24 protein-coding genes are annotated in these 24,473 nt (G+C 61.6%); 10 read left to right on the top strand and 14 right to left on the bottom strand.

The window, feature by feature from the left end:
• Positions 1-4 precede the first annotated feature (4 nt).
• The 9 genes from fabZ to NR193_RS21720 all read right to left on the bottom strand — a co-directional run bounded on the left by fabZ (position 5) and on the right by NR193_RS21720 (position 9,639).
• Entirely contained in the window at positions 5-472 is a 468-nt protein-coding gene (gene fabZ, locus NR193_RS21760; RefSeq protein ID WP_256752815.1) for a 3-hydroxyacyl-ACP dehydratase FabZ, read from the bottom strand.
• Positions 465-1,520, bottom strand: a complete 1,056-nt coding sequence (gene lpxD / locus NR193_RS21755) for a UDP-3-O-(3-hydroxymyristoyl)glucosamine N-acyltransferase (protein ID WP_256752814.1) — start codon at positions 1,518-1,520, stop codon at positions 465-467. Before lpxD ends, fabZ begins: the two co-directional genes overlap by 8 nt.
• 75 nt (positions 1,521-1,595) lie before the next feature.
• Positions 1,596-3,965 (bottom strand): outer membrane protein assembly factor BamA, encoded by a 2,370-nt coding sequence (gene bamA, locus NR193_RS21750; protein ID WP_256752813.1) that lies wholly within the window; start codon positions 3,963-3,965, stop codon positions 1,596-1,598.
• Between the two features lie 217 nt (positions 3,966-4,182).
• On the bottom strand, positions 4,183-5,325 hold the full coding sequence (gene rseP, locus NR193_RS21745; RefSeq protein ID WP_256752812.1) for an RIP metalloprotease RseP: 1,143 nt from the start codon (positions 5,323-5,325) through the stop codon (positions 4,183-4,185).
• Positions 5,326-5,429: 104 nt separating this feature from the next.
• Positions 5,430-6,245, bottom strand: a complete 816-nt coding sequence (locus NR193_RS21740) for a phosphatidate cytidylyltransferase (RefSeq protein ID WP_256752811.1) — start codon at positions 6,243-6,245, stop codon at positions 5,430-5,432.
• Complete coding sequence (locus NR193_RS21735; RefSeq protein WP_256752810.1) at positions 6,242-6,976, bottom strand: isoprenyl transferase; 735 nt, start codon at positions 6,974-6,976, stop codon at positions 6,242-6,244. Before NR193_RS21735 ends, NR193_RS21740 begins: the two co-directional genes overlap by 4 nt.
• A 35-nt stretch (positions 6,977-7,011) precedes the next feature.
• Positions 7,012-7,566, bottom strand: a complete 555-nt coding sequence (gene frr / locus NR193_RS21730; protein ID WP_013531759.1) for a ribosome recycling factor — start codon at positions 7,564-7,566, stop codon at positions 7,012-7,014.
• Between the two features lie 109 nt (positions 7,567-7,675).
• A complete protein-coding gene (gene pyrH / locus NR193_RS21725) occupies positions 7,676-8,398 on the bottom strand; it encodes a UMP kinase (protein WP_256752809.1) in 723 nt (240 codons plus the stop codon).
• Between the two features lie 137 nt (positions 8,399-8,535).
• A complete protein-coding gene (locus NR193_RS21720; protein WP_256752808.1) occupies positions 8,536-9,639 on the bottom strand; it encodes an aldo/keto reductase in 1,104 nt (367 codons plus the stop codon).
• Positions 9,640-9,748: 109 nt separating this feature from the next.
• On the opposite strand from NR193_RS21720, the gene NR193_RS21715 reads away from it, so the two are divergent.
• Positions 9,749-10,684 (top strand): LysR family transcriptional regulator, encoded by a 936-nt coding sequence (locus NR193_RS21715; protein WP_256752807.1) that lies wholly within the window; start codon positions 9,749-9,751, stop codon positions 10,682-10,684.
• A 13-nt stretch (positions 10,685-10,697) separates the two neighbouring features.
• Here NR193_RS21715 and tsf read toward each other — a convergent pair whose 3' ends face one another.
• The 5 genes from tsf to NR193_RS21690 all read right to left on the bottom strand — a co-directional run bounded on the left by tsf (position 10,698) and on the right by NR193_RS21690 (position 15,273).
• Positions 10,698-11,621 (bottom strand): translation elongation factor Ts, encoded by a 924-nt coding sequence (tsf, locus tag NR193_RS21710; RefSeq protein ID WP_256752806.1) that lies wholly within the window; start codon positions 11,619-11,621, stop codon positions 10,698-10,700.
• A gap of 109 nt (positions 11,622-11,730) precedes the next feature.
• Positions 11,731-12,513, bottom strand: a complete 783-nt coding sequence (rpsB, locus tag NR193_RS21705) for a 30S ribosomal protein S2 (RefSeq protein ID WP_142865747.1) — start codon at positions 12,511-12,513, stop codon at positions 11,731-11,733.
• A gap of 203 nt (positions 12,514-12,716) precedes the next feature.
• Positions 12,717-12,995 (bottom strand): DUF4031 domain-containing protein, encoded by a 279-nt coding sequence (locus NR193_RS21700; RefSeq protein ID WP_091574809.1) that lies wholly within the window; start codon positions 12,993-12,995, stop codon positions 12,717-12,719.
• A 43-nt stretch (positions 12,996-13,038) separates the two neighbouring features.
• A complete protein-coding gene (locus NR193_RS21695; protein ID WP_256752805.1) occupies positions 13,039-14,337 on the bottom strand; it encodes a hypothetical protein in 1,299 nt (432 codons plus the stop codon).
• A 108-nt stretch (positions 14,338-14,445) separates the two neighbouring features.
• Complete coding sequence (locus tag NR193_RS21690; RefSeq protein ID WP_256752804.1) at positions 14,446-15,273, bottom strand: cell envelope integrity EipB family protein; 828 nt, start codon at positions 15,271-15,273, stop codon at positions 14,446-14,448.
• A gap of 138 nt (positions 15,274-15,411) precedes the next feature.
• Between NR193_RS21690 and NR193_RS21685 the strand changes: the two genes are divergently transcribed.
• The 9 genes from NR193_RS21685 (at position 15,412) to NR193_RS21645 (ending at position 24,406) form a co-directional block, all read left to right on the top strand.
• On the top strand, positions 15,412-15,876 hold the full coding sequence (locus NR193_RS21685; RefSeq protein WP_256752803.1) for a RidA family protein: 465 nt from the start codon (positions 15,412-15,414) through the stop codon (positions 15,874-15,876).
• A 14-nt stretch (positions 15,877-15,890) separates the two neighbouring features.
• Positions 15,891-16,619 carry a glycerophosphodiester phosphodiesterase gene (locus tag NR193_RS21680; RefSeq protein WP_256752802.1) on the top strand — a complete coding sequence of 243 codons (729 nt, stop codon included), beginning with the start codon at positions 15,891-15,893 and terminating at the stop codon, positions 16,617-16,619.
• Positions 16,620-16,676: 57 nt separating this feature from the next.
• The gene (locus NR193_RS21675) at positions 16,677-17,891 is read left to right on the top strand and encodes a GNAT family N-acetyltransferase (RefSeq protein ID WP_256752801.1); all 1,215 of its coding nucleotides are present in this window, start codon (positions 16,677-16,679) and stop codon (positions 17,889-17,891) included.
• 98 nt (positions 17,892-17,989) lie between these two features.
• Positions 17,990-19,663, top strand: coding sequence for a hypothetical protein (locus tag NR193_RS21670; protein WP_256752800.1), 1,674 nt, complete (start codon positions 17,990-17,992; stop codon positions 19,661-19,663).
• Between the two features lie 66 nt (positions 19,664-19,729).
• Entirely contained in the window at positions 19,730-20,155 is a 426-nt protein-coding gene (locus NR193_RS21665; protein ID WP_256752799.1) for an HIT family protein, read from the top strand.
• Between the two features lie 243 nt (positions 20,156-20,398).
• Positions 20,399-21,070: a response regulator transcription factor gene (locus tag NR193_RS21660; RefSeq protein WP_256752798.1), complete on the top strand. Its 672-nt coding sequence runs from the start codon at positions 20,399-20,401 to the stop codon at positions 21,068-21,070.
• Positions 21,070-22,398 carry a sensor histidine kinase gene (locus NR193_RS21655; protein ID WP_375162725.1) on the top strand — a complete coding sequence of 443 codons (1,329 nt, stop codon included), beginning with the start codon at positions 21,070-21,072 and terminating at the stop codon, positions 22,396-22,398. The genes NR193_RS21660 and NR193_RS21655 overlap by 1 nt, the downstream gene beginning before the upstream one ends.
• A gap of 186 nt (positions 22,399-22,584) precedes the next feature.
• On the top strand, positions 22,585-23,445 hold the full coding sequence (locus NR193_RS21650; protein WP_256752930.1) for a DUF3313 domain-containing protein: 861 nt from the start codon (positions 22,585-22,587) through the stop codon (positions 23,443-23,445).
• A 61-nt stretch (positions 23,446-23,506) separates the two neighbouring features.
• Positions 23,507-24,406, top strand: coding sequence for a hypothetical protein (locus tag NR193_RS21645; protein WP_256752796.1), 900 nt, complete (start codon positions 23,507-23,509; stop codon positions 24,404-24,406).
• Positions 24,407-24,473: the final 67 nt, after the last annotated feature.

Here is a 24,473-nt window from a genome sequence, read left to right as displayed (position 1 = left end):
ATCGTCAGTCGCTGGTGACCATCATGGCTGAAATCTCGGCCTCGGCCGCCTTGGCGCCGTCGACCATGGCTTCACAAGCGAATTTAAGCAGGTTGCCGCGTTTCTTGATTTTCTTGACATAGATCTTCAACTGGTCGCCGGGAACGACCGGTTTGCGGAATTTGGCGTTGTCGATGGTCAGGAAATAGACCAGTGACGGCTTTTCAGTACCCAGGCTGCGAATGCAAATAGCGCCGGCGGTCTGCGCCATCGCCTCGACGATGAGCACGCCCGGCATCACCGGCTGCTCCGGGAAATGTCCCTGGAAATGCGGCTCGTTTATGGTCACGTTCTTGATGCCGACAGCGGACTCGTCGCCATCGATGTCGACAATGCGGTCGATCATCAGGAACGGATAGCGGTGCGGCAGGAGCTTCATCAGCCCCATGATGTCGACCGCTTCCAGCGTCGTAGCCGCCACCATATCAGCCATTTCCCTTGCCCTGCTTGCGTGCCCTTGCCATCGTTCGCAACATGGCTATCTCGCGCATGGCTTCCGCCATTGGCTGTGCCGGATAACCGCCCCAGATCTCACCTGCGGGCACATTGCTCATAAACCCACTTCTGGCGGCGAGCTTGGCTCCAGACCCGATGGTCAGGTGATCCGCAAGCCCAACCCCGCCGCCCATGGTGACATTGTCACCCACGACAACGGAACCCGAAATACCCGAAAGCCCGGCCACAATGCAATTGCGGCCGATGCGGACGTTATGGGCGATCTGCACGAGATTGTCGATCTTGGTGCCCTGGCCAATGATCGTGTCAGACATGGCGCCGCGATCGACGGTGGAGTTGGAGCCGATCTCGACATCGTCCTGGATAACGACGCGACCGATCTGGGGCACACGTTCGGGCCCCTTGGCGCCGCCGACGAAGCCAAAACCATCCTGGCCGATCCTGGCGCCGCCATGGATGATGACGCGGTTGCCGATCAACGCATACTGAATGCTGGCGCCCGGGCCGACATAGCCGTCGCGACCGATCTGGCAGAGCTGTCCAATGACAGCGTTGGGTGCGATGACGGTACCGCTGCCGATTGACGCCCCCGGGCCGATGACCACGCCGGCCTCGATGACCGCGCCGGGTTCGACATGCGCGGTCGGGTCGATATGAGCATGCGGCGAGACACCGGTTTCACTGGTCATTGGCCCCGGTGTCGCAGCCGTCGGAAACAGCAGGCGCCCGACCAGCGCGAATGCCTGTTGCGGACGCGGATGAACCAGAACGGCAATGCCGGCCGGAGCCTTGCCGGCGAATTCCGCCGGGCACAGCACCGCCGCCGCCCGCAGCGACGGCATCAGCGCGGAATTACGCTTGCCATCGACGAAAACGAGCGCATTCTCGCCACCTTCGTTGGCTGGCGCCAGAGCATCGATCGCAATTTGGGAGTGGCCGGAATCGACAAGCACCGAGCCGGTCAGATTCGCGACTTCGCCCGCCGTATACCGGCGTGATGGCGCGAAGAACACCGGATCGGTCATTCCAGAAGCTATATCCAGCTAGGTCGGAACATTTCTCCCGGACCTGAAAAATCCGGGAGCATCGTTGGCCGCCGATCAGAAGCGGGTCGATATGCCGAAGTTGAATTCCTGCACGTCGTCGGACGCTTCCTTCTTGACCGGGATCGCATAGTCGATACGGATCGGACCGAATGGCGAGGCCCACATCAGGCCGAGGCCGACCGAGGCACGCAATTTCATGTCAACTGAGGTCTGAGTGACGGTCGGACTATTGATACTGCTGCCATAGAGCGTTGCAGCGTCAGCGAACACCGCGCCGCGCAGACCGAAGCTTTCCGGAATGACCGGCAACGGGAACTGGGCTTCCGCAGAAGCATTGAAATAGGTCGTGCCACCCAGATGGTCACCCGTACTTGCGTCTACAGGACCAATACCGCCATAGGCAAAACCGCGGATCATGCGATCGCTGCTCTGGAATTGATCGAAGATACGCAAGCCGCCGTCGCCGCCGTAAGATTCGACATGACCTGCGCCAGCCGAGACGAGCCCAACCAGATCAAGCTGCTCCGAAAGCGTCTGATAGATGCTGCCGCGCCCGGTCAGCTTCACGTATTTGGCATCGCCGCCCAGGCCGGCAAATTCGGCCGTCGTCGTGGCGTAAATGCCTTCGTGCGGGTTCTTCATGTCGTCAATGGTGTTGTAGACCAGACCGAGGCTGACTGACGACTTGATCCAGGGGCTCTCGTCAATACCCTGAACAATGGCTTGCGAAATATTGCAATCGCCGAGCGTACCGTCTCCATTGTTATCGCAGCTGGAGTCGTACTGATATTTTTCCTGGGCAATGTTGTATGCGAGCTGGGTTGAGATGCTGTTGGTGATCGGCAGGCCGAAACGCACGGTCGCACCGAGCGTCTTGCTGTCGTACTTGTCGTAGTTCCGGGTTTGATTGTAGATATCGAAGCCGGCGGCGATGCGCCGTCCGAGGAAATAGGGCTCGGTGAAGGACAGGCTGTAGTCGCGCGAGTTCTTGCCGCCACCGGCAGAAATCTTGATGAACTGGCCACGGCCGAGGAAGTTGCGCTCGGTGATCGAACCTTCGACGGACGGGCCAGCCGTGTCGCCACCGGTCGAATAGCCGGCACCGACAGAGAATTCGCCGGTCGACTTTTCAACCACGTCGACCACCAGCACGACCTGGTCGGGCTGCGAACCCGGCACCGTCGAGATATCGACTTTCTCAAAGTAACCGAGGTCTTCCAGACGCTTCTTCGCGCGCTGAATGAGCACCTGGTTGAAGGCATCGCCCTCGCTGACGTCGAATTCGCGGCGAATGACATAGTCACGCGTGCGATCGTTGCCGCGGATTTCGATGCGCTCGACATAGGCCTTGGTGCCCTGATCGACGGTATAAACCACCGAAATGGTGTGATTCTCGAAGTTGCGGTCGCCACGCGGCGTCACCTGCGCGAAGGCATAGCCGGAACCGGCCACCTTCTCGGTCAGCCCGATGATGGTGTTCTCGACATCCTTGGCGTTGTAGACATCGCCCTTGTGGGTCTCGACCACCGACTCCAGCGACTTGCTGTCGACTTCCGGGATCGTGCTTTCGACGCTGACGTCGCCGAATGTGTAACGGTCGCCTTCCTGAACGGTGATGGTGACTGTGTATTTGTTCGTCGTGCTGTCGAGCTCGCCGACAGCCGACACCACCTGGAAATCGGCATAGCCGTGATTGTAGTAGAAGCGGCGCAGCAGTTCCTGGTCGGCGCGCAGCTTGTCGTCGTCATAGACGTCGTCGCGCAGCACGAACGAAATCCACGAAGAACGCTTGGTGGTGATCACATCCGACAGGCGACGGCTGGAATAGGCGCTGTTGCCAACGAAGTTGATCGCCGCGATCTGCGTGCGGCCACCTTCGTTGATGTTGAAGACCACGTTCACGCGGTTGTCGCCGAGCTCCATGACCTGGGTGGTCACCGCGGCGTCGTCTCGGCCGATACGCTTGTACGCAGCCTTGACCGATTCGACGTCGGCATCGAGCGTCGCTTGCGAGAACGTTCCGCGCGGCTTCAACTGCACCGCTGCCGCAAGGGCATTGTCCTTGAGCTTCTTGTTGCCCTGGAACAGCACCTGGTTGACGACCTTGTATTCGGCAACCTTGACCACCAGCGTCGAGCCGACCTGGTTGATCTGCACATCCGAGAACAGGCCCGTGCCGAACAGCGCCTTGATCGCGTTGTCGATATCGGAACTGGAGAAGGCCTTGCCCGGCTTGATGGTGATGTAGTTGCGGATGGTGTCGGCGTCGATACGCTGATTACCGCTCACTTCGACTCTGCTGACGACAGCGGCCTCGGCCGCCGATGTGGCAACGAACTGCACTGCGAGCGCGCCTGGCACGACCAGAGCCGCAGACAGGGTCACCGCGGAAGCGGCGCTCAGAAACTTGGATGCTGCCTTCATCGGGCTTAATAACCTTTTCTCGTAGTCCCCACGGCGAGAAAACCGGACGTGCGGTAATTTCCCCTACCGTATTAACCGGATTTTCCCTACACGCAAGGCTTCTGGTTAATTTGTATTTACTTAACCCTGCGGCGTGGCTTTCGCGTCACTCATATCCCCGTGCATGGTAAACGGCGTCTCAACATCGACCATGCTCAGGCCAAATTTCTTCATGATTTCAGCACCCAAACAGATCGTTCCAGAAAACGAACCCCATGAAGCCCAGCACCAGAAGCAACCCCGTCCGATAGGCCATTTCCATCATCCGGTCAGACACCGGACGACGGATGATGGCCTCCACCCCGTAGAACAACAGATGGCCGCCGTCGAGGGGGGGAATCGGCAAAAGGTTTAGAATACCTATCCCGACAGACAGCAGCGCAACGAGTTGCACAAGCCATTCGAAACCCAGTTTTGCCGCCTTGCCGGCCATGTCGGCGATCTTCACCGGGCCGCCCAGTTGGCATTTGTCCTCGCGCCCGACGACGAAGCGCTGCAGGAACTGGCCGGTGCGCTGGATGATGTGTCCGGTTTCCTCGACTGCCGCGGTCAGCGCGCCGGCGGGGCTGTAGGTGACGAGGCGCGGCTGGCCCAGTTCCTTGTTGTTGACGACGCCGATCACGGCCACCTTGACCTTGTTGCCGAGTGCGTCTTCCTGCTCCATCAACCGCGGCGTCGCGGTCACGGTAACTTCCTTGCCGTCGCGCAACATGACGAAGGTGATGGTGTCGCCCGCCCGGCCCGAAACCAGGCGCTGGACGTCGCCAAAGGTTTCGACCTTGCCGCCGTCGACGCTGACGAATCGGTCGCCTGGCAGGATACCTGCCTTCGCCGCCGGGCTGTCGACGGTCACCTCTGCTACCATCGGTTCCGAGACATAGCGCCCATAGGCGGCAAACAGCACGGCAAAGACGGCGATCGTCAGCAGGAAATTGAACAGCGGCCCGGCCACCACCGTCGCCGCGCGCTTCCAGATCGGTTGCGTGTGGAAGGCGACCTTGCGCTCTTCCTCGGTCAGCGTTTCCATCTCTTCCGAAGAAGGCTGGCTCGAGGTGGCGTTCATGTCGCCAACGAATTTGACATAGCCGCCGAGCGGTATCGCACACAGTTTCCAGCGCGTGCCGTGGCTGTCGTTGAAGCCGAACAGTTCCGGGCCGAAGCCGATCGAGAAGGCCCTGACCCCAATGCCGCACCAGCGGCCGACGAGGTAGTGGCCCATTTCATGGACGAACACCACCACCGTCAGCACGAACAGGAAAGGCACGAGCGTGCCGAGAAAGAAGCCTTCCGTGCTGAAAATCGCGTGAAGAATCTCGTTCAAGTCATGCCCTCAAATTCTTCCGCGGCGCAGGTAGCGCCGTGACTGTGACATCAATCCGGGCGAATCCAAGGCGTTGCGCGCATCGGATCTCGAAATGACACCGCTCAAATGGGAAACAGCCCCTGCGCCGGATGATCGGCGGTCGCCGAAATCCAGCCGATGACGTATAGGGCGAAAGCCGCCGCGACAAGCCCGTCGACACGGTCCATGACGCCGCCATGACCCGGGATGAGCGTACCCGAATCCTTGCGGCCATGGCGGCGCTTGACCCAGGATTCAAACAGGTCGCCGGCCTGGGCGACAATCGAAAGCGCGAGCGCCACCAGGCCGAGCAGCGCCAGATTGCCGAAGCCGGCGACGGCGGCCAGGATCAACCCCGCGACGATGCCCCCGACAGCGCCGCCAAGCGCCCCGCTGCGTGTCTTGCCCGGCGAGATCGACGGCGCCAGTTTCGGACCGCCAACGGCGCGACCGACAAAATAGGCAAAGATATCGGTGGCCCAGACGACCGCGAACAGAAACAGGATAGCAACGAGGCCTGAACGGTCGCCGTCGCGCAGCAAAGCGAGCGACAGGCCGGAAACCGTGGCATAGGCAAGGCCGGCCGCATCCCATTGTCCGGCCTTGCGAATCGAGGCGGCGATCGCCGTTGCGGCAACCACGATCACGACAAGAGGCAGCAGCCAGGATGCGGCAAGGCCGGCAATCAAGGCGCCAATGAAAACGACAAGCAGTGCTTCGGGCAGGAAACCCAGGCCCGTGCTCTCGGCCGGACGCGACATGCGCGTCCATTCGTAAAAGATCACCGCCGACATCACGGCGCAGAGCAATCGGAAGGGCAGACCTCCGAGCCAGGTCAAGCCAAGGGTAATGATGGCAAGAATGATTGCCGAAATGACGCGGAGCTGAAGATTGCTCATCTCGCGGCCGGTCGCGAAGCGACGTCCTGCGGGCCGAGTCCGCCAAAACGGCGTTCGCGGCCGGCAAACTCGCGCAAGGCCTCGGCAAGGTGCTCGCGGCTGAAGTCGGGCCAGTAGCAAGGCAGGAAGACGAGTTCACTATAGGCGGCCTGCCACAAAAGGAAGTTCGACAGCCGGAGCTCGCCGCTGGTTCGTATGACCAGTTCCGGGTCGGGAATGCCTTGTGTGTCGAGACAGCCGGCAAAGCTTTCGGCGGTGATCGCCTCGCTGTCGAGTTCGCCACGCGCCACGGCTGAAGCCAGCTTGCGCGCCGTGCGAACGATCTCGTCGCGTCCACCATAGTTGAAGGCGATCACCAGCGTCAGCGCTTCATTTCGGGCGGTCAGCGATTCGGCTTCATCGAGCAGCCCTCTGATGTCGGGCTGCAGCCCTGCCCTGTCGCCAATGATCCTGACCCGCACACCGCTCTGGTGCAACTCGGCGAGATCGCGGCGAATGAAAAGCTTCAGGAGGCCCATCAGGTCGCTGACTTCCGACTTTGGTCGCGACCAGTTCTCCGACGAGAAGGCGTAGACGGTCAGGTAGGAGATGCCGAGACCAGGTGCTGCACGCACGGTCTTGCGCAGCGCCTCGACCCCGGCGCGATGACCAGCAAGCCGCGGCATGCCGCGCGCCTTGGCCCAGCGTCCGTTTCCGTCCATGATGATCGCGACATGCGCGGGCGTTGCCATGTTCTCGCTTTCGAGCCAGTCGCTGCCGACCGACCCTAAACCTGCATGATTTCAGCTTCCTTATCGGAAAGCAGATGATCGATGGTGCTGATCGTCTCGTCGGTTAGTTTCTGGACCTGGTCGGAGCGCTTGCGCTGGTCGTCCTCGCTGATGTCGCCGTCCTTCTCCGCCTTCTTCAGGAAGTCCATGCCGTCGCGACGCACATGGCGTGCGGCGACACGGGCATTCTCGGCGTAGGTGTGCGAGATCTTGACCAGTTCCTTGCGGCGCTGTTCGTTGAGTTCCGGTAGCGGAATTCTGAGATTGGTGCCGTCGACGATCGGGTTGAAGCCCAGATTGGATTCGCGGATGGCGCGGTCGACCGCACCGACCATCGATTTGTCCCAGACCGACACCGAAATCATGCGCGGCTCCGGCACCGAAACGTTGGCCACCTGGTTGATCGGCATGGTAGTGCCGTAAGCCTGCACCTGGATCGCGTCGAGCAGATTGCTAGAGGCGCGACCGGTCCGCAGCGAAGCCAGATCATGCTTGAACGCGGCGATTGCCCCGTCCATGCGCCGCTTGAGATCGTCGTACTCACCACTCATCCTAGTCTCCTCGACCCGTCTGACGCGGGTTCACTGCTTCGGGGCAAGGCCCCGTGTTCGAGCCCGATTTTCGAAAGCCGGGTTCCCTTTTTCGGGATCCGGCCCCGGATCAATCGTCCGCGACGATCGTGCAGCGGCCGCCGCCCCTCAGAATATCGCCAAAACCACCCTTTTCGTGGATCGAATAGACGATTATCGGAATGTTGTTTTCCCGCGCAAGTGCAATCGCTGCCGTATCCATGATCGAGAGGCCGCGTTTTATGACTTCGCCATGGCTGATGCGCTCGAAACGCGTCGCATTCGGGTCCTTCTTCGGGTCGGCCGAGTAGACACCGTCGACCTGGGTGCCCTTGAACAGTGCGTCGGCGCCGATTTCGGCCGCGCGAAGTGCTGCCGCCGAATCAGTGGTGAAGAACGGATTGCCGGTGCCGCCGGCAAAGATCACCACCTTGCCCTGGTTCATGTAGGCGGTCGCCTGGCGTTGCGAAAAGCTCTCGCAGAGCTCAGGCATGGCGATCGCGGAAAGCACCACGGCGTCGACACCGATCTTGTTCAGCGACGTGCGCAGCGCCAGCGAATTGATGACCGTGGCAAGCATGCCCATGTGGTCGCCAGTGACGCGATCGCCGCCCTTGGAGGCGACGGCCACGCCGCGAAAGATGTTGCCGCCACCGATGACGACGCCGACCTCGATGCCCAGGGCGCGAGCCTCGGCGATATCGCCGGCGATACGATCGACGACTGATACGTCGATGCCGAAATGCTGTTCGCCCATCAATGCTTCGCCCGACGCTTTCAGCAAGACACGTCGGTAGAGGGGCTTCACCGTCATCTGGGCCTCGTCGTTTTATGTGGCGGGTCCGGGGCGGCTACCCTCGCGCGGGCGCCATCCCAAGACACCGGGTTCCGATACACGAAGGGCGCCGCGATGTCACGCGGCGCCCGAGGTGGAAATTCAGGGACGATTTTCTAGGAAACGCCAGCAAAGCTGCCCTGCATCAAAAGGTCGGGCATGTAGCCGACCGGCTTGTCGCCGATGGCCAGTCCGCCCGTAATGCCGCCCTGGATCTCGGCGCCGAAAAACGAATAGGGAAAGGGCGTGACCGGCTTGCTGACGGTATCGAGACGCGCCCGCAGGTCCGCCGGAATGTCGAAATCGAGCGCGCCCAGATTGTCCTTGAGCTGATCCAGTTTGGTCGCGCCGATGATCACGGACGCAATGCCCGGGCTGGTCGCGACCCAGTTCACCGCGACCTGGGCCATGCTGCGGCCGATCTGATCGGCGACCTTCTCCAGTTCGGCGACGATTTCCCAATTGCGGTCGGTGAATTTCTGGAAACCGGGATTGGAAGAGCCCCGCATCGTTTCCAGCCTGCCACTTGCCTTGCCGTTCGCGCCGGAACGGTATTTCCCGCTGAGGAGCCCGCTGGCCAGCGGGCTCCAGACCATGATCCCGGCGCCATGGCGGGTGCCGAACGGCACGAATTCATGCTCGATGTTGCGTTCGGCCAGCGAATATTCCAGCTGCAGCGCCGACACCGGCTCGTAGCCGCGATGCTCGGCCACGGCCTGCGCCCGGCTGGCATACCAGGCCGGCACGTTCGACAGACCGACATGGCGGATCTTTCCGGCACGAACCAGGTCGTCCAGCGTGCGCATCACCTCCTCGGGTGGTGTCAGCCTGTCCCAGGTATGCACCATATAGAGATCGATGTAGTCGGTGCCGAGCCGTTTTAGGGAACCCTCGACGGCTCGCATTATGGTCTTGCGGCCATTGCCGCCGGCGTTTGGGTTGCCGGGTTCGGCGTTGTAGGTGAATTTCGTGGCGATGACCGCCTTGTCGCGCAGTCCGCGCTCGGCGATGAATTCGCCGAGCCAGGTTTCGGCCGTGCCGCCGGTGTAGAGATCGGCGGTGTCGAAGAAATTGCCGCCTGCCTCGACATAGGCGTCGACCAGCCCACGCGCCGTTTCCTTGTCGGCGCCCCAGCCCCATTCCGTGCCGAAAGTCATGGTGCCGAGCGCGAGCCGGCTGACGCGCAAGCCGCTGCGCCCAAGGGTGTAATACATGGTCATGATCGTCTCCTGCTGTTTAGCCAATCGCGGCGATGCAGCGTAAATGCTCCTCTCAGTCCCAGTTGATTAGATTGTATTATCCGCATGGACTATGCGATATCATGCATGAATGGATCGCGATCTCCTTAGCCACCTTCCCGTCGTCGTCGCCGTTGCGGGGCGCGGCGGCTTCGCGCTGGCCGCCGCCGAACTTGGCATGAGCCCGTCGGCCGTCAGCCATTCGGTGCGGCTGGTGGAAGAGCGGATCGGCCAGCCATTGTTCGCCCGCACGACGCGCAGCGTCGCCCTGACAGAGGCCGGCGAGGCGCTCGTGGCCGCGGCGGAACCGGCGCTGAAAGACATCGCCGACAGGATCGAGCGCATTCGCTCGATCAAAGGCAGGGCGAGCGGTCTTCTCAAGATCAATGCGCCGCGGCTGGCCTTGCCGCTGGCGCTGATGCCCATCCTTGCGGCCATGGCGGTGCGCTTTCCCGACGTGACGGTCGACATCGTGACCGATGACCGCCTGAGCGATATCGTCGGCGAGGGCTTCGACGCCGGAATCCGGCTGCGCGAGATGATCGCCGACGACATGGTGGCGGTGCGGCTCACCCCGCCATTCCGGACGGTCATTGTCGCCTCTCCGGCCTATATCGGCCAGCACGGAAAGCCGCGAACGCTGGTTGATCTCTCGCAGCACAACTGCATCGGTTACCGGATGCTGCGATCGCGCGCGCTCTACCGGTGGGATCTCTCCGACCAGGGCAAGGATATTGGGTTCGAGACGCGCGGCAGCGTCATCGTCACCGATTCGCTGTCGGCGCGCGACATGGCGCTGGCCGGCATCGGCCTCGCCTATCTGTTCGAACCGCTGGTGCGGGCCGATGTCGAGGCGGGCCGGCTGGTCGAGGTGCTGCGCGAGGCCTCGATCGAGGAGCCGGGAGCGTTCCTCTATTTCCCGCGCCGAGCATCCATGGCGCCGAAACTCCGGGCCTTCATCGATACCGCGCAAGAAATCGGCCGGGCACCCTTGCGGACGCCCGGCCGAAAAATCTCGTCGGAATAACGCGTTAAGTGACTTACTTCTTCACCGCCGCCGCGACTTCCGCCGCGAAATCGGTCTCTTCCTTCTCGATGCCCTCGCCGAGCGCAAAGCGCAGGTAAGCCGTAATTTTAGCGGGCGCGCCGATGTCCTTCTCGGCATCCTTCAGCGCCTTCTCGACGGTGATGTCGGGATTGAGCACGAAAGCCTGCTTCAGCAGTACGACTTCCTCGTAGAACTTGCGCAGACGGCCTTCGACCATCTTCTCGATGATGGCTTCCGGCTTGCCGGACTGGCGCGCCTGATCGGAGAAGATGGCCTTCTCGCGCTCGATAGCCGCAGGGTCGAGTTCTTCCGTGGTCAACGCCATCGGGCTGGTGGCGGCGACATGCATGGCAACCTGGCGCGCGAAGGCGTTGGCCGCATGCGCGTCGCCCGTCGTCTCGATCGCGACCAGCACGCCGAGCTTGCCGAGGCCGTCGGCAACCGCGTTGTGGACGTAGGTGGCGACCACGCCGTGCGGAACGGTGAGCTTGGCCGAACGGCGGAAGCCCATGTTTTCGCCGATGGTACCGACAGCGTCCTTGATGGTGTCGGTGACCGACTTGTCCGAACCCGGATATTTGGCTGCCGCGACCGCTTCGGTCTTGCCGCCATAGGCGAGCGCGACCTTGGCCACATTGGCAACGATCTCCTGGAACGCGGCATTGCGCGCAACGAAGTCGGTCTCGGAATTGACTTCGACGACGGCAGCCTCGCGCACACCGGAATCGACGCCGATCAGGCCCTCGGCCGCGGTGCGACCAGCCTTCTTGTCGGCCTTCGAAATGCCCTTCTTGCGCAGCCAGTCGACGGCCTCTTCCATATTGCCGTTGGTCTCGTTCAGTGCCGCCTTGCAATCCATCATGCCCGCGCCGGTCAAGTCGCGGAGTTCTTTGACCTGTGCAGCCGAAATGCTCATTGTCGCCTCTTTGTTTTAAATGCACCGACGCACCATCGGTACTCGATGATGCGTCTGTTTAGCGTGCCAGAATATGAGAAAGATGAAGGCCGCAACCGGCCTTCGATTGTTAGGCTTCCGGGGTCTCTGCCGCCGGGGTCGGATCGAGCGCCGGCTCGACCGGAGCTTCCACCGAAGCGCCGATATCGACGCCGAGCGCGCCCTGCTGGCGAGCGATGCCGTCGATCGCGGCCTTGGCGATCAGGTCGCAATAGAGCTGGATGGCGCGGGCCGCGTCGTCATTGCCGGGGATCGGGAAGTCGATCTTGTCCGGATCGCAGTTCGAATCGATGATGGCGACGACCGGGATGCCGAGGCGCTTGGCCTCGAGGATGGCGATCGCTTCCTTGTTGGTGTCGATCACGAACATCAGGTCGGGCGTCGAGCCCATGTCCTTGATGCCGCCGAGCGCCTTGTCGAGCTTCTCGCGCTCGCGATCGAGGTTAAGGCGCTCCTTCTTGGTCAGGCCCTGTGCCTCGCCGGCCAGCATCTCGTCGAGCTTGCGCAGGCGCTGGATCGAATTCGAGATCGTCTTCCAGTTGGTCAGCATGCCGCCGAGCCAGCGGGAGTTGACATAGTACTGGGCCGACCGCTGTGCGGCATCGGCGACAATGTCGGATGCCTGGCGCTTGGTGCCGACGAACAGCACGCGGCCGCCCTTGGCGACAGTGTCGGAAACCTGCTTCAGCGCCTGGTGCAGCAAGGGCACCGTCTGCGAGAGGTCGATAATGTGGATGTTGTTGCGAGCGCCATAGATGTAGGGCGCCATCTTCGGGTTCCAGCGGTGGGTCTGGTGGCCGAAGTGAATGCCAGCTTCCAAAAGCTGGCGCATGCTGAAATCAGGCAGAGCCATTCTTATTTCCTTTCCGGTTAGCCTCCACGGACACAGGCATTCTTGGACTTCGTCCTCGAACACCACCGGAGGTTTCAGCCGGATTTCTCCCGGGCAGACACCAAAGTCCGTGTGTGGAATGAGCGCGCATATAGAGGGGATGCGCGACAAACGCAAGTCGGGCGGCTTCTGTGGTCCGGCGTGCGACGATCCGCGCCCCGCCGTCAGCGCTTTACCTTGCCGTTCGGCACCCTCACCCGCCGGAAGATCGCGACGATCTCCTCGCGGCTGCATTCGATGGCGCCGAGCCGCACCGCACGGTCGCGCTCGAAGCCGGTTATGTCATAATGCGGTGCCGATGTCTTGGGTGGTCCCTGGTAGGATGAGCGCTTGATGCCGAGCTCTGCGGCGAAGCGATGCAACTCGTCGGTGTCGTCAGCCAGCAGATGGCACCAGCGATGACCAACCCATTTCCAGATCGCCGCGTCGACATAGACCGCCATGAGGCTCGCCGCATTCCTTCATTTCGCGCCGGTCGGAACCCGCCTAGCGATGATAGAAGGGATTCGGATAGAAAATGAAGCCGCGGCCGGTCTCGACTTCGAGCACCGTGCTGGTCACCGTTTCCTGCATACGCCGGTGCAACTCGGTAACTGCATCCTCGGCCGAGCCGACATAGGCATGCAGGCCGAGCGGATCGGGCACCCGGATATGGGCGCGGCGCGGCCCGACCGGCTGCGGAATGAACCGGTTCATCGTGTCGCGCAGGCCGCCCCGGCAATAGTCGTTGCGAATCCGCTTCAGATGTTCGGCCATCTCCTCCTGCGTGATGCGCGGATTGGCCGAGGCCCAGGACCCGACGCGTTGCAGCCTCTGGATCGTGTCGGCGAGCGCGCGGACCTGTCTGTGCCGTTCGACATCGCCGGCGTTCTCGCGCTGCCAGCGGCGCGACCGCCGCAGAAGCTCGGTGATGGCGCTGTTGGCAGCGTCGAATGAGATGGTCTCACCAAGCCGACGGCCCAGTTCGATCAACAACACCTGCTGGCGCTCGGCATAGGGTGCGCTTTCGTCGGATGGCATGGACCAGGCGGCCTCATCGCGGGCCAGCAGCATCGAATAGATATGGTGGATGCGCTGCGGCAGCGTGTCGGCGGGGTTGCGCTCGATTTTCAGGCTTCCTTCGACATAGGCGCACTCCTTGGCCAGCGCTCGCTCGACATTCCCGGTGAAGGCGAGTTTCCAGACGACCGGTGCGATCCAGACCTTGAAATTCGGATCAGCCGCCCGCCCCTGCTCGAGAGCTTCGAGCCCCATTTCCACGGCACCCGGCAGCAATGGCGCAACGACATTGCCGTGCCAGCCGACGCCGCCTTCGGGGTGCAGGAGCACGCCATGTCCTTTCACGGCCCAGGCCACCGAGTGTTCCCTGGCGGCAGCGCTGTTACCGGGTATCTGGGCGATCAGATTGTTGGCCAGCCAGAATTTCTGCATCAGCCAGCCGAGACCGTTGACGACACCGTTCGTCGCCCAGGACGCCGCGAGCGGGCTGACCCGCGACACGATCTCCTTGTCGATCATCCAGTCGGTGAAGAACTCGGGATGATTGGGCGTGAGGAAGGTGGCCTTGCCTGTACCGCAACTGGCCCGCAGCCGCTGAAGGTCGGCATCGGGAAAATCGATGTGACGAACGTTGGCGACGCCGCGCAACCCGGCCAGGCGATTGAACGGCAAGATATCGCGAAAGCCCGGGACACCCCGCAGCATGACGATCCGGTTGACCAACGTCATGATGTTGATCAGCGCCGGATTGGGCCTCGGCGCCACGAAAACATCGATCCTGCTCAAGCTGCTCCCCCGCAAATCCGAAAGAGAAGGTGAGAAGCAATTGCGGCGCGTTCAAGTCCTTGACCGCGCGGGCGCCGCGTCGTGGTTAATCAGGCGGCAGCCACGGCACTATTTCGTCGGGCAGGCTTTCGACTGGTCGAACAATGAAAGATTGACCAGCTTTCCCGTCATCGAGAAGTCGCCATAGTCCATGACGAGGTCGCGGGTGATGCCATTCTCATGCAGCTTGAAGCTGATGCGGTATTCGGGCACCTCTTCGCCTGACTTGTCGGTACCGTCGAAATAGGCGATGTCCACCGGCCAGTATTTGTCGGTGGCGAGCTTCGCCAGCGCCGGCGCCTCCGGGTCGGTCTTGTCGGCATCGGTTTTCTTGCCGACCACGACAGTGGTGGTCATCACCTTGTTGGCGTCTTCGGAGCCGTCGAACAGGTTGGTTTCATAGAAGCTTTCGCCCTTCTCGGCCTTGCCGATCAGTTCGACCAGGTGCTGCGTCGGAAACTGGGTCGCGGCCAGCTCGAGGCTGTTCTTTTCGGGCTTGTCGATATCGACCTTGAGCCCCTTTGTCTCTTTCGTGGCGATGCCCTTGACCTCCTTGTCGAGGTTCTGGTCGACGAAGGATTTCGTCACGAAAGAGAATGTCTTGCCTTCGGCATCTTCGAAAGTGGTCGTCTGCTGGTCCGTCAGCCTCGTATTGTCGGCGGTGACAATCTGGGTGACGAAGCGGAATTTCACCGTATAGCCTTCGCAAGCCGAGCCGTTGAATTCATAGACCATGCGGCCGGATATGCCTGTTATCCCGGAGCGATCGGAAGCCTTGTTGAGCGTGAGGTCGTAGACAGCGCGATGTGCTTGCAGCGCCGGCACGGCAAAAGCAGGGCCCATCGAGAAGACCGCCGACAACAGAACGGCAGGGAAGACAAGGCGCGTTGCGCGCATGAGGTGCTCCGATCGTCGCGGCTGATGGCAGGCCGCAGGGAAAGATGGTCCAGCTTAAAAAAAGTCGTGGCGGAAGCGAGGCAAAAATAGCAATTTCGGCCCGGCCAGCGCGGCGCCTTCCAGCAATAGGGAAAACCAATGAGTGAAACAATCGAAAAGCGGCTAAGCGATCTGGGCGTGACACTTCCTGTCGCCGCCGCGCCCGCCGCCAACTACGTGCCCTACTGCACAACCGGCAACCTGCTGTTCACCGCAGGGCAGTTGCCGCTCAAGGACGGCAAGCTGCAGGCGAGCGGCCTGCTTGGCCGTGACGTCGACACAGCAAGCGGCAAGGACGCGGCAAAGTACTGTGCGATCAACATCCTGGCGCAGGCCAAGGCCGCGCTCGGCGACCTCGAGAAGATCCGCCGCCTGGTGAAGATCACCGTCTTCGTCGCCTCCACGCCGGATTTTGTCGAACAGCATCTGGTTGCCAATGGTGCCTCCGATTTTCTGGTCGCGGCACTTGGCGAACGCGGCAAGCATGCCCGCTCCGCCGTCGGCACCGCCTCCCTGCCGCTTAATGCCGCAGTGGAGATCGAAGCGATCTTCGAAGTCGAATGAGCCAGGGGACAACCATGACCGACCTATCCTGGCTGACCGCCCGGCCAGTCGCCCATCGCGGCTTTCACGACATGAACAAGACGCGCTGGGAAAACACGCTTTCCGCCTTCGCTGCGGCGGCCGAGCGCGGCTATGCCATCGAATGCGACGTGCATCTGTCGTCTGACGGCGTTCCCGTCATCATCCATGATGGCGATTTGCAAAGGCTGACCGGACAGGACGGCTTCGTCTGGCAGCGCACCGCGGCGGAGATGGCCGCGCTGAAGGTCGGTGGCACGGCTGACCATGTGCCGACGCTGCAGGAAGCGCTCGACCTTGTGGATGGCCGCGTACCGATGGTGGTGGAACTGAAAGGGGTTCCCGGCCGCGACGAAGGCCTCGTGGCGCGTGTCGGCAAGATACTGAAGCGCTACAAGGGCAAAGCGGCGATCATGTCGTTTGATCACTGGCTGATCCGCGATTTTTCCAGACACGCGCCCGGCATTCCGGCCGGTTTGACCGCCTACGGCAAGGAAAACCGGCTGATCGAGGCGCATTTCGCCATGCTGGCGCACGAGATCGCCTTCACTTCCTATGCCGCCGGCGATCTGCCGAATCGGTTCGTCAGCTTCGTGCGTGAAAAGCTCGGCATGCCAGTCATCACCTGGACCGTGCACGACCAGCCGGCCGTGGACCTGACCTTCAAATACGCCGACCAGATGACGTTCGAGGGATTCGAGCCCGATCTTGTCAATGCTGCCTGAGGTCGGGTTGCCTGAAACGTGACTTGTACCAAGCCGGGCGGAGCTTAAATAAGCCTCATGGATCAGGGCGACGACGGTGACGGGCAGACAGCAAATGCGGACTATTCGATCCGCGTCGCCGCGGGCATCGGCGCTTTCACCTGCGATGAGTGGAACAGCTTCGGCGGCACCACGCGCGGCGACACGGAAAACGGTTACAACCCGCTTGTTTCATTCGCTTTTCTGAGCGCGCTCGAAGAGTCTGGTTGCGCCGTGCGGCGCACCGGCTGGCAAGGTCATCACCTGAGGCTGGAGAACGCGCAAGGCAGGCTGCTCGGTGCGGTCCCGTGCTATCTCAAGTCGCACGGCCAGGGCGAATATGTGTTCGATCACGGCTGGTCGGATGCCTTCGAGCGCGCCGGCGGTCGCTACTATCCCAAACTGCAATGCTCGGTGCCGTTCACGCCGGTCACCGGCCCTCGCCTGCTGGTTACCGGGGGCGAGGACATCGGCACCGTCAAGGCCGGGTTGGCTGCCGGGCTGAAGGCGGTCACGGACAAGCTTGGCGTCTCTTCCGCGCATGTCACCTTCGCGCAGGAGAGCGACGTGGAGGTGCTGGAAGCTGCAGGTTTCCTGCATCGCACCGACCAGCAGTTCCACTTCTTCAACGAAGGCTATTCAACCTACGACGATTTCCTCGCCACCCTTGCTTCGCGCAAGCGCAAGGCGATGAAGAAGGAAAGGCGCGAGGCGGTTGCCGACGGCATCTCGATCGACTGGCTGACCGGCAAGGACCTTACCGAAAGGGCCTGGGACGACTTCTTCGCCTTCTACATGGACACCGGCAGCCGCAAATGGGGCCGGCCCTATCTCAACCGCCAGTTCTTCTCGCTGATCGGCGAACGCATGGCCGACGACATCCTGCTGGTGATGGCCAGGCGCAACGGGCGCTATGTTGCCGGCGCCATCAATTTCATCGGCTCCGACGCGCTCTATGGCCGCAACTGGGGCTGCATCGAGGACCACCCCTTCCTGCATTTCGAGGTCTGCTACCATCAGGCGATCGACTTCGCCATCGAACGCAAGCTGAAGGTGGTCGAGGCGGGCGCGCAGGGCGAACACAAGCTGGCGCGCGGCTACCGCCCGGTGACCATGCATTCCGCGCACTACATCGCCCATCCCGGCTTGCGCAACGCCGTTGCCGACTATCTCGAGCGAGAACGGCGCGAGGTGGAACGGATGGGCGAATATCTGGGGGAGCACACCCCGTTTCGCAAAGACCTGGAGGAATAACAGGCCCTTCGGCGTGGCAACTGCCGCTGTTTACCGTCCAGCCGGAATCCGCTAAGCCAAACTCGGGGCATGGGTGCTCAGGCACCCACGGGGGTAGCATGCAGGGTTTGGCATCTCTGGGTGTCGGGCAATGGCTCGGTGCGGCGGGACTCGTGGCCGCGTCGTTGCTGGTTGCCTGGCTGGAAGGCAAGAGCTCGGCATGGCCTCTTGGCTTTGCAACCTTCTTTCTTCTCTTTGGCCTCGCGCATCTCGTTTTTCCAGGCAACATCGTCGCCTTGTGGGCTGCGTTGATGTTGACCGCAGCGATCGGCATCGTTTCCAAACTGAAATATCATCACCTCGGTTTCAATTTCCTGGCCGGCGATATCTATCATCTCGCGGCAAGCAGTTTTCGAACAGTTCTGACCGACCACGCGCGCATGGCAATTCCCGCGCTCGCCGGCATGATCGCGATCCTCGCACTGATCGTTGTTCTGGCGCTGACGTTTGCAGAGCCTGCAATGCCGTTGACACAGCGACTTGCGTTGTTCGGAGCGACGGCAATTGTATATCTGTGCGTTTTCTGGGTGAGTGGAGGGTTGAAGCGATTTCGCTTCCACCACCTGACCGACGACCGGGTTCATCTCTCCGCCTTTGTCGCCTCATGGCTCGGCGCGGGTCCGTCGCGGCGGCCAGGCTTTGTCGACATCGATCCGGACCCGCTGCCGCTCTTGCCGCCAGTGCCGGCAAGACGGCCGGCGTATGAGAGACCGCCGCATATCGTCATGATCATGCATGAATCGACATTTGACCCGCGACGGCTCGGCATACCGGTCAATCAGGCATTCGAGCCGTTCTTCACACCGCCGGATGGCCGCTGTGGAACGCTGCATGTCGACGTCTTTGGCGGCAGCACCCTGCAGACCGAGTTTTCGGTGCTGACCGGCCTCTCCTCGCTTTCGTTCGGCAACGACAGCCGCTTCGTCTTTCATCTTCTGAGCGGGCGCGTGCGGCATGCGCTTCCCTCCGTCCTGACCGGCATCGGCTATGGCGTGTCGCATATCAGCTGCGACAAGCCTTCCTTCGTCAGCTGCGGCCGGTTCTACAAGTCGATCGGCTTCAATGATGTCAGCTATGCCGAAACCTTGCCGCCCCCGTTCGATGCCGAACGCTGGAAGCGGGAAAATCATGACGAGCAGCTCTATGACCATGGGCTCGACCAGCTTTCGTCTCGCTTGGCGGACGGCAGGCCCTGCTTTCTTTCGATAACGACACTGATGAACCATGGCGACCACCGCCGCCGCATCTTTCCGGTCGACCGCCATGCTGAACTGCGCCGCGAAGCCGTAGCCGCGACCGGCGTCGCATCTTATGGCGAATATGTAGTGCGGTTGGCCGAGAGCGTCGCGGCTTATGCGTCCTTTCGCAAACGGCTCGAAGTCCTGCTGGACGGCCAACCGGCCATCATCATTCGCTATGGCGACCACCAGCCGTCGTTCACCACATCGCTGACTGGCTTGCCACCTTCCGACCTGGCCTTGCGCGAGACATTTTACGCGCTCGAGCCCATCAACGGCGAACTGCCGGACGATCTCCCTACCCCGCCGGTGCTCGATTCGGCCTTCCTCTCGACGCTGACCTTGCTGGCCGCCGGGCTGCCGCTCGATCCGGTGTTCGCCACGCGAGCCGCCTTGTTGGACGACTGTGCCGCTCCTTATTTCGAAAGCGGATCGCCGCGCAAAAGGCGTTTCCACCGCACGCTTGTCGATGCCGGTATGGTCGACCTCGCCTGATTGCCTTGCCGCCCACGGGAGGCTTCGGCTACACCGGGCGACGAACCACAATCCGGAGCGTTCGCCATGGCCGAAATCGCCTATGACACCGACAACATCTTCGCCAAGATCCTGCGCGGCGAAATCCCTTCGCACCGCGTCTACGAGGACGAGGCGGTGGTGGCGTTCATGGACGTGATGCCACAAGGGCCGGGCCATACGCTCGTGGTGCCGAAGGCGCCGTCGCGCAACCTGCTCGACGCCGATCCGTCAACATTCGGTCCGCTTTTCACGGTCGTTCAGAAAGTGGCATTGGCGGTGAAGCGAGCCTTCGGCGCCGATGGCGTGACCATCCTGCAGTTCAATGAGCCGGCCTCGGGGCAGACCGTCTATCATCTGCACGTGCATGTCATCCCGCGCTTCGACGGTATTCCGCTGAAGCCCCACACAGGCGGGATGGAGAAGCCCGAAGTGCTGGCGCAGAATGCCGAAAAGATACGGGCAGCGCTGTAAAGCTGACGTCGCACGTCACGACCGGTAAACAGCCTCGGTCAGCTACGGGCTGCGCCAATTGCTCAATCGCGTTTGGTTGAGTGATTCGCTGTTCCAGGCGCGGATTCTATCCGCGCACTGACCGGGCTCGGATACGAGGTATCCACTTCCACATCGCATGAACACGGGCCCAGTGCAGCCGCCACCCGCAATGCTGCTGCAATCCTGATGAATGACAAGGGAAAGCGGCGAGACGTGGAAACAATGCGAATTCTGTTGATCGAGGACGAAAGAGAAATGGCCGACGCCCTCACCCGGGTGCTCAGCAAACAGGGCGTTGTCGTCGACCATACGCTGCTCCTCGGCGACGCGATCGAACTGTCGCGCCAGCACGTCTACGAGGCCATCCTGCTCGACCGCAGGTTGCCCGATGGAGAGGGGTTGAGTTTCATCCCCCAGCTAAGAGCGGTGGGCGTCGATACACCTGTGATCGTTCTGACCGCTCGGAACGAGCCGAGGGAGCGCATCGAAGGGCTCGATGCCGGTGCCGATGACTATCTGGGCAAGCCCTTCCTGATCGATGAGCTGATGGCCCGGCTTCGCGCCGTGCTGCGACGGCCCACGAGCCTTGCAGAGCCCCAGATCACGATCGGCACGATCACCATCGACCCTCTGCATTTCAGCGTGACCATGGACTCCAGGCCCATCGACATCCCCAGGCGGGAACTCTCCGTCCTGCTCGCCCTCGCGAAGCGGCGAGGAAAGACCGTCCTTCGTTCCACGCTCGAGGCCGCCGTCTACAACTATGAGGACGAGATCCAGTCGAACGCGATCGATGCCCACATATCGCGCCTGCGCAAAAGGTTGACGGACGCGGGTGCCTGCGTGGCCATTCACAACATCAGAGGGGTTGGCTACCTCCTCAGGGAAGAATGATGCCGCGGGAGAACGCCTCTCTCCGATGGACGCTGAGTTGGCAGCTCAGCGTCGTGCTGACGGCCGTCGTTGCCGCCGTCATCGTTGGTCTCTGCTTCTACGGGGCAATGATCCTTTCGCCCAATCTGGCCCTGGAGCACAGGCTCACCGCGGCAATGGCCGGATCCATCAAACTCGACGCTCAGCGAAATATCGAGATCCAGGACACACCAAGCCTGATCTCGCTCAAGCAGGAAAACAAGAACCTCTGGTACGTCGTGGCCACGACTGATGGCAAGTCGGTTTCCTATGGTGTCATACCACCAGTCTATCTCGATATCGCGCGCAACGTACGCCTGTTTCACGGGGCCGACCTGCGCGGTGCCGCCGACACGAGCGAGATCGCATCGATCGAGGATTTCGCCGCGCCAGCCGGTGAGATGCGGATACTGTTCGGCGGAAACGCCGGCAATGACTGGGTTCTGGTCGCTCTCATGAAGGTCCTGAACCCGATATATGTACCTTTGCTGGCTCTTGCCCTGCCGGCGATATTCCTTTGCGTGCCTCGGATCGTCCGGCGCGCCCTCGCCGGTTTGAATGACGTCGTTGGCACGGCAACGGAGATCGAGCTTCGCAGTCCGGGTGCCCGGCTTCCGACCAAAACCGTTCCGCGTGAAGTCGTTCCACTGGTGGCGGCATTCAATGGGGTGCTGGAGCGTCTTGAGAACGAATTTCAGAAGCGGCAACGTTTCCTGATCGATGCCGCGCATGAACTTCGCACCCCTATCGCAATCATGCAGACGCGGATCGAGGGAATGGAGCTTGGCCAGGACCGTGAGCGCCTGCTGAGCGATGTCGGCCGGTTGGGAGAAACCGCCGAACAACTGCTCGATTTCGAGCGCAATAGTCAGAAGACCGACAGCCACGGGACGGTCGATCTCGTCGATATCGCGAAAACGGTCGTTGCCGACCTCGCGCCGTTGGCTATAGCGGCCGGCTACGAAATCTCGTTCCATGGTGAAACCGCCGAACTGGAACGGCAGGGCGACCGGCCCGCACTCGTCAGGGCGGTAAGCAATCTGGTCCGCAATGCCATCGAACATGGCGGAAATGCCGGCATGATTTCGGTTTCCATCTCCGCTCAGGGGCAGATCATCGTTGCCGATCAGGGCCAGGGAATATCCCCGGATCAGCGCGAGCTCGTCTTCGAACCATTCTACCGGACGACGCCACGCAGCACCGGTGCCGGCTTGGGACTGGCCCTCGTCAGGCAGATCGTCACCAACCATGGTGGCCGCGTGGCGGTCGACAGCGGTGCTGCCGGAACAAGGTTCAGCATCCAGATATGAGCTGCATTCGGGGTGTCCATCCCCGATGCCACCGCCGAGCGATATCGAACCGCTCAAGGCTGTGTAATGCTGCCGTAATTCTGCAACTTCAGGACACTTCCCATGAACCAACAAGGGAAGGCCTGACGACACATGTCCAAGACCATAACGCCTCAATCACGCCCCTCGACGGCGTGGTCCGCCCGGATGCTGCGATTGAAGATCGCATGCATCGGGCTGCCGCTGGCATTTGCCGGCTGCAGTTCGGTGCCTCTCAAGGAAGCGGGAACGCTGACGTCCTACAACCAGCTCGGCCCGGCCAAGGGGAAATTCAACAAGTCGCGCACCTTCGTCGACGGTCGGGCTTTTGCAAGCGTAAAATCCATCAGCATTTCGCCGACGGTGTTTTCAGCAAGCGCGGCATCCCGCGTGAAGCAGGTCCAGGATCGCGCCCTGGTGTTGAACGCGCTTGATCGGGCAATGTGCGTCGCGCTCAGCGACAAGTACCAAGTGGTTGCTGAAGGTCAGCCCGCGGACTTGACGGTCAAGTCCACTATCACCGACCTCGTGCCGACGGAAAAAATCACCGCCGGCGTATCCAAGGCGGTATCGCTCGGCAGCAGCGCCGTGCTGCCGGTCGGCATCCCACGCCTTCCCATGGGCTTCGGCGGGCTGGCGGTCGAGGCGGAGGCGCTTGATCGCAACGGCGTCCAGCGCGCCGCCATCGTGTGGTCCCGGGGAGCAAATTCCTTCACCAACGAGGCCATGGTGTCGGAGATTGGCGACGCCTACAGTCTGGGCAGTACTTTCGGAAACGACTTTTCGCGCATGCTCGTCAGTGGCAAACCGCCAGCCGGATTGCAGCTCTCGATACCGTCCGGCCAACGCATAAAATCATTCCTCGGCGGCAAGCCGAAATACGCGGCCTGCGAGACCTTTGGTCGGGCGCCCGGACTGTTCGGTATGATCGGCGCCAAGGTTGGAGCACCGCCTTCCTGGACGGACAAATCCGCCAAGATCCGCCCGAACACGCTTGCCGTTCACGGACCAGCCAATCCATCCCAGTGATTGGCAACCGCCAACCAGGCATTTCCCGGCCGAGGGACATTTAGAAAGTCGAGAGGGTTGCATGATGAACTGGCCCTGGACGAATTCATTGACGAGGCAGATCTTCCTTCTGTCGGCGCTTCCGCTCTCATTGCTTGCCATCTTTGCCGTCTTGGCGGTGTCCTATGTCGAGGTGCAGAAAGAGCAGCGGGAATGGGCAAGCTTCGTGGCTGGGCGAATGCTGATGTTGGCCGACCAGGTACGTCTCGCTGCGTCCCCTTCACAGCAGGCGGCGGCCCTACAGGCCGCCGCAAAGGCAGGGTTTTCGGCTGAATTGCGCGATTTGCAAGTAAACGCCGTGCTCGATCTGCGATCCACGACACCTGATGACCGCGCTTTCCGCGAAGAATCTGTCTCCGCAGTGGCGGGCTTGTTCGGCCGGTTCTGGAGCGATGGCCCAATACAGGGAAGTGGCGATGTGGCGGTCCGGCTTGGCGATGCACGATCAATAATATTCCGCCCGCAAATCCCGGAGAATCTCCCCTCCCTGCAGGAGGCGTTCTCTGAGAACATACGATTCGCAATGTTTGCGGCGCCGATCCTTATTCTGTTGTTGTACTCCAGCCGTCGGATAACGCGCCCACTGGTTCGGCTGGCGGAGATGGCCCGGCGAAGCAGCCTGAGTGACGACGCCCCGTCGCTCTCGGCGATTGATGGCACTGCGGAAATCCACAGCCTGAGTGAATCCTTCGGCATTTTGCGATCAAGAACGCGCAAGTTGCTCGATCGGCGCGCCAACACATTGCGGACATTCGGGCGGGATCTCCAAGCCTCCCTCGCCCGGCTGCGCATGAGCGCACAATGCTGTCCCGATGGGGAGCTGCAGGATCGCATGATGCTTGAGATTGCCACGCTGGCCGACATGATCGAGGAAGGCATGGTGCATCCAAAGAACGTCTCCGCGCTGACCGCCGACGCGTGACAGCGGACGCCTCTACCATCGTCCTCTATTCCAACAAAAAAGCCCCGTTTCCGGGGCTTCTCGACTT

The sequence above is a fragment of the Mesorhizobium sp. Mes31 genome (assembly GCF_024519675.1).
Taxonomy (GTDB): domain Bacteria; phylum Pseudomonadota; class Alphaproteobacteria; order Rhizobiales; family Rhizobiaceae; genus Mesorhizobium.
This window is presented reverse-complemented; position numbering and strand designations above follow the sequence as displayed.

Coding starts and splice junctions, on each gene's coding strand:
- rpsB (WP_142865747.1), bottom strand. CDS start 12,513: ATGGCTCTGCCTGATTTCAGCATGCGCCAGCTTTTGGAAGCTGGCATT.
- NR193_RS21680 (WP_256752802.1), top strand. CDS start 15,891: ATGACCGACCTATCCTGGCTGACCGCCCGGCCAGTCGCCCATCGCGGC.
- NR193_RS21660 (WP_256752798.1), top strand. CDS start 20,399: ATGCGAATTCTGTTGATCGAGGACGAAAGAGAAATGGCCGACGCCCTC.
- NR193_RS21665 (WP_256752799.1), top strand. CDS start 19,730: ATGGCCGAAATCGCCTATGACACCGACAACATCTTCGCCAAGATCCTG.
- NR193_RS21735 (WP_256752810.1), bottom strand. CDS start 6,976: ATGGCAACGCCCGCGCATGTCGCGATCATCATGGACGGAAACGGACGC.
- bamA (WP_256752813.1), bottom strand. CDS start 3,965: ATGAAGGCAGCATCCAAGTTTCTGAGCGCCGCTTCCGCGGTGACCCTG.
- lpxD (WP_256752814.1), bottom strand. CDS start 1,520: ATGACCGATCCGGTGTTCTTCGCGCCATCACGCCGGTATACGGCGGGC.
- NR193_RS21690 (WP_256752804.1), bottom strand. CDS start 15,273: ATGCGCGCAACGCGCCTTGTCTTCCCTGCCGTTCTGTTGTCGGCGGTC.
- NR193_RS21655 (WP_375162725.1), top strand. CDS start 21,070: ATGCCGCGGGAGAACGCCTCTCTCCGATGGACGCTGAGTTGGCAGCTC.
- NR193_RS21720 (WP_256752808.1), bottom strand. CDS start 9,639: ATGACCATGTATTACACCCTTGGGCGCAGCGGCTTGCGCGTCAGCCGG.
- pyrH (WP_256752809.1), bottom strand. CDS start 8,398: ATGACGGTGAAGCCCCTCTACCGACGTGTCTTGCTGAAAGCGTCGGGC.
- NR193_RS21675 (WP_256752801.1), top strand. CDS start 16,677: ATGGATCAGGGCGACGACGGTGACGGGCAGACAGCAAATGCGGACTAT.
- frr (WP_013531759.1), bottom strand. CDS start 7,566: ATGAGTGGTGAGTACGACGATCTCAAGCGGCGCATGGACGGGGCAATC.
- tsf (WP_256752806.1), bottom strand. CDS start 11,621: ATGAGCATTTCGGCTGCACAGGTCAAAGAACTCCGCGACTTGACCGGC.
- NR193_RS21740 (WP_256752811.1), bottom strand. CDS start 6,245: ATGAGCAATCTTCAGCTCCGCGTCATTTCGGCAATCATTCTTGCCATC.
- NR193_RS21650 (WP_256752930.1), top strand. CDS start 22,585: ATGCTGCGATTGAAGATCGCATGCATCGGGCTGCCGCTGGCATTTGCC.
- NR193_RS21645 (WP_256752796.1), top strand. CDS start 23,507: ATGATGAACTGGCCCTGGACGAATTCATTGACGAGGCAGATCTTCCTT.
- fabZ (WP_256752815.1), bottom strand. CDS start 472: ATGGCTGATATGGTGGCGGCTACGACGCTGGAAGCGGTCGACATCATG.
- NR193_RS21700 (WP_091574809.1), bottom strand. CDS start 12,995: ATGGCGGTCTATGTCGACGCGGCGATCTGGAAATGGGTTGGTCATCGC.
- NR193_RS21670 (WP_256752800.1), top strand. CDS start 17,990: ATGCAGGGTTTGGCATCTCTGGGTGTCGGGCAATGGCTCGGTGCGGCG.
- NR193_RS21715 (WP_256752807.1), top strand. CDS start 9,749: ATGGATCGCGATCTCCTTAGCCACCTTCCCGTCGTCGTCGCCGTTGCG.
- NR193_RS21685 (WP_256752803.1), top strand. CDS start 15,412: ATGAGTGAAACAATCGAAAAGCGGCTAAGCGATCTGGGCGTGACACTT.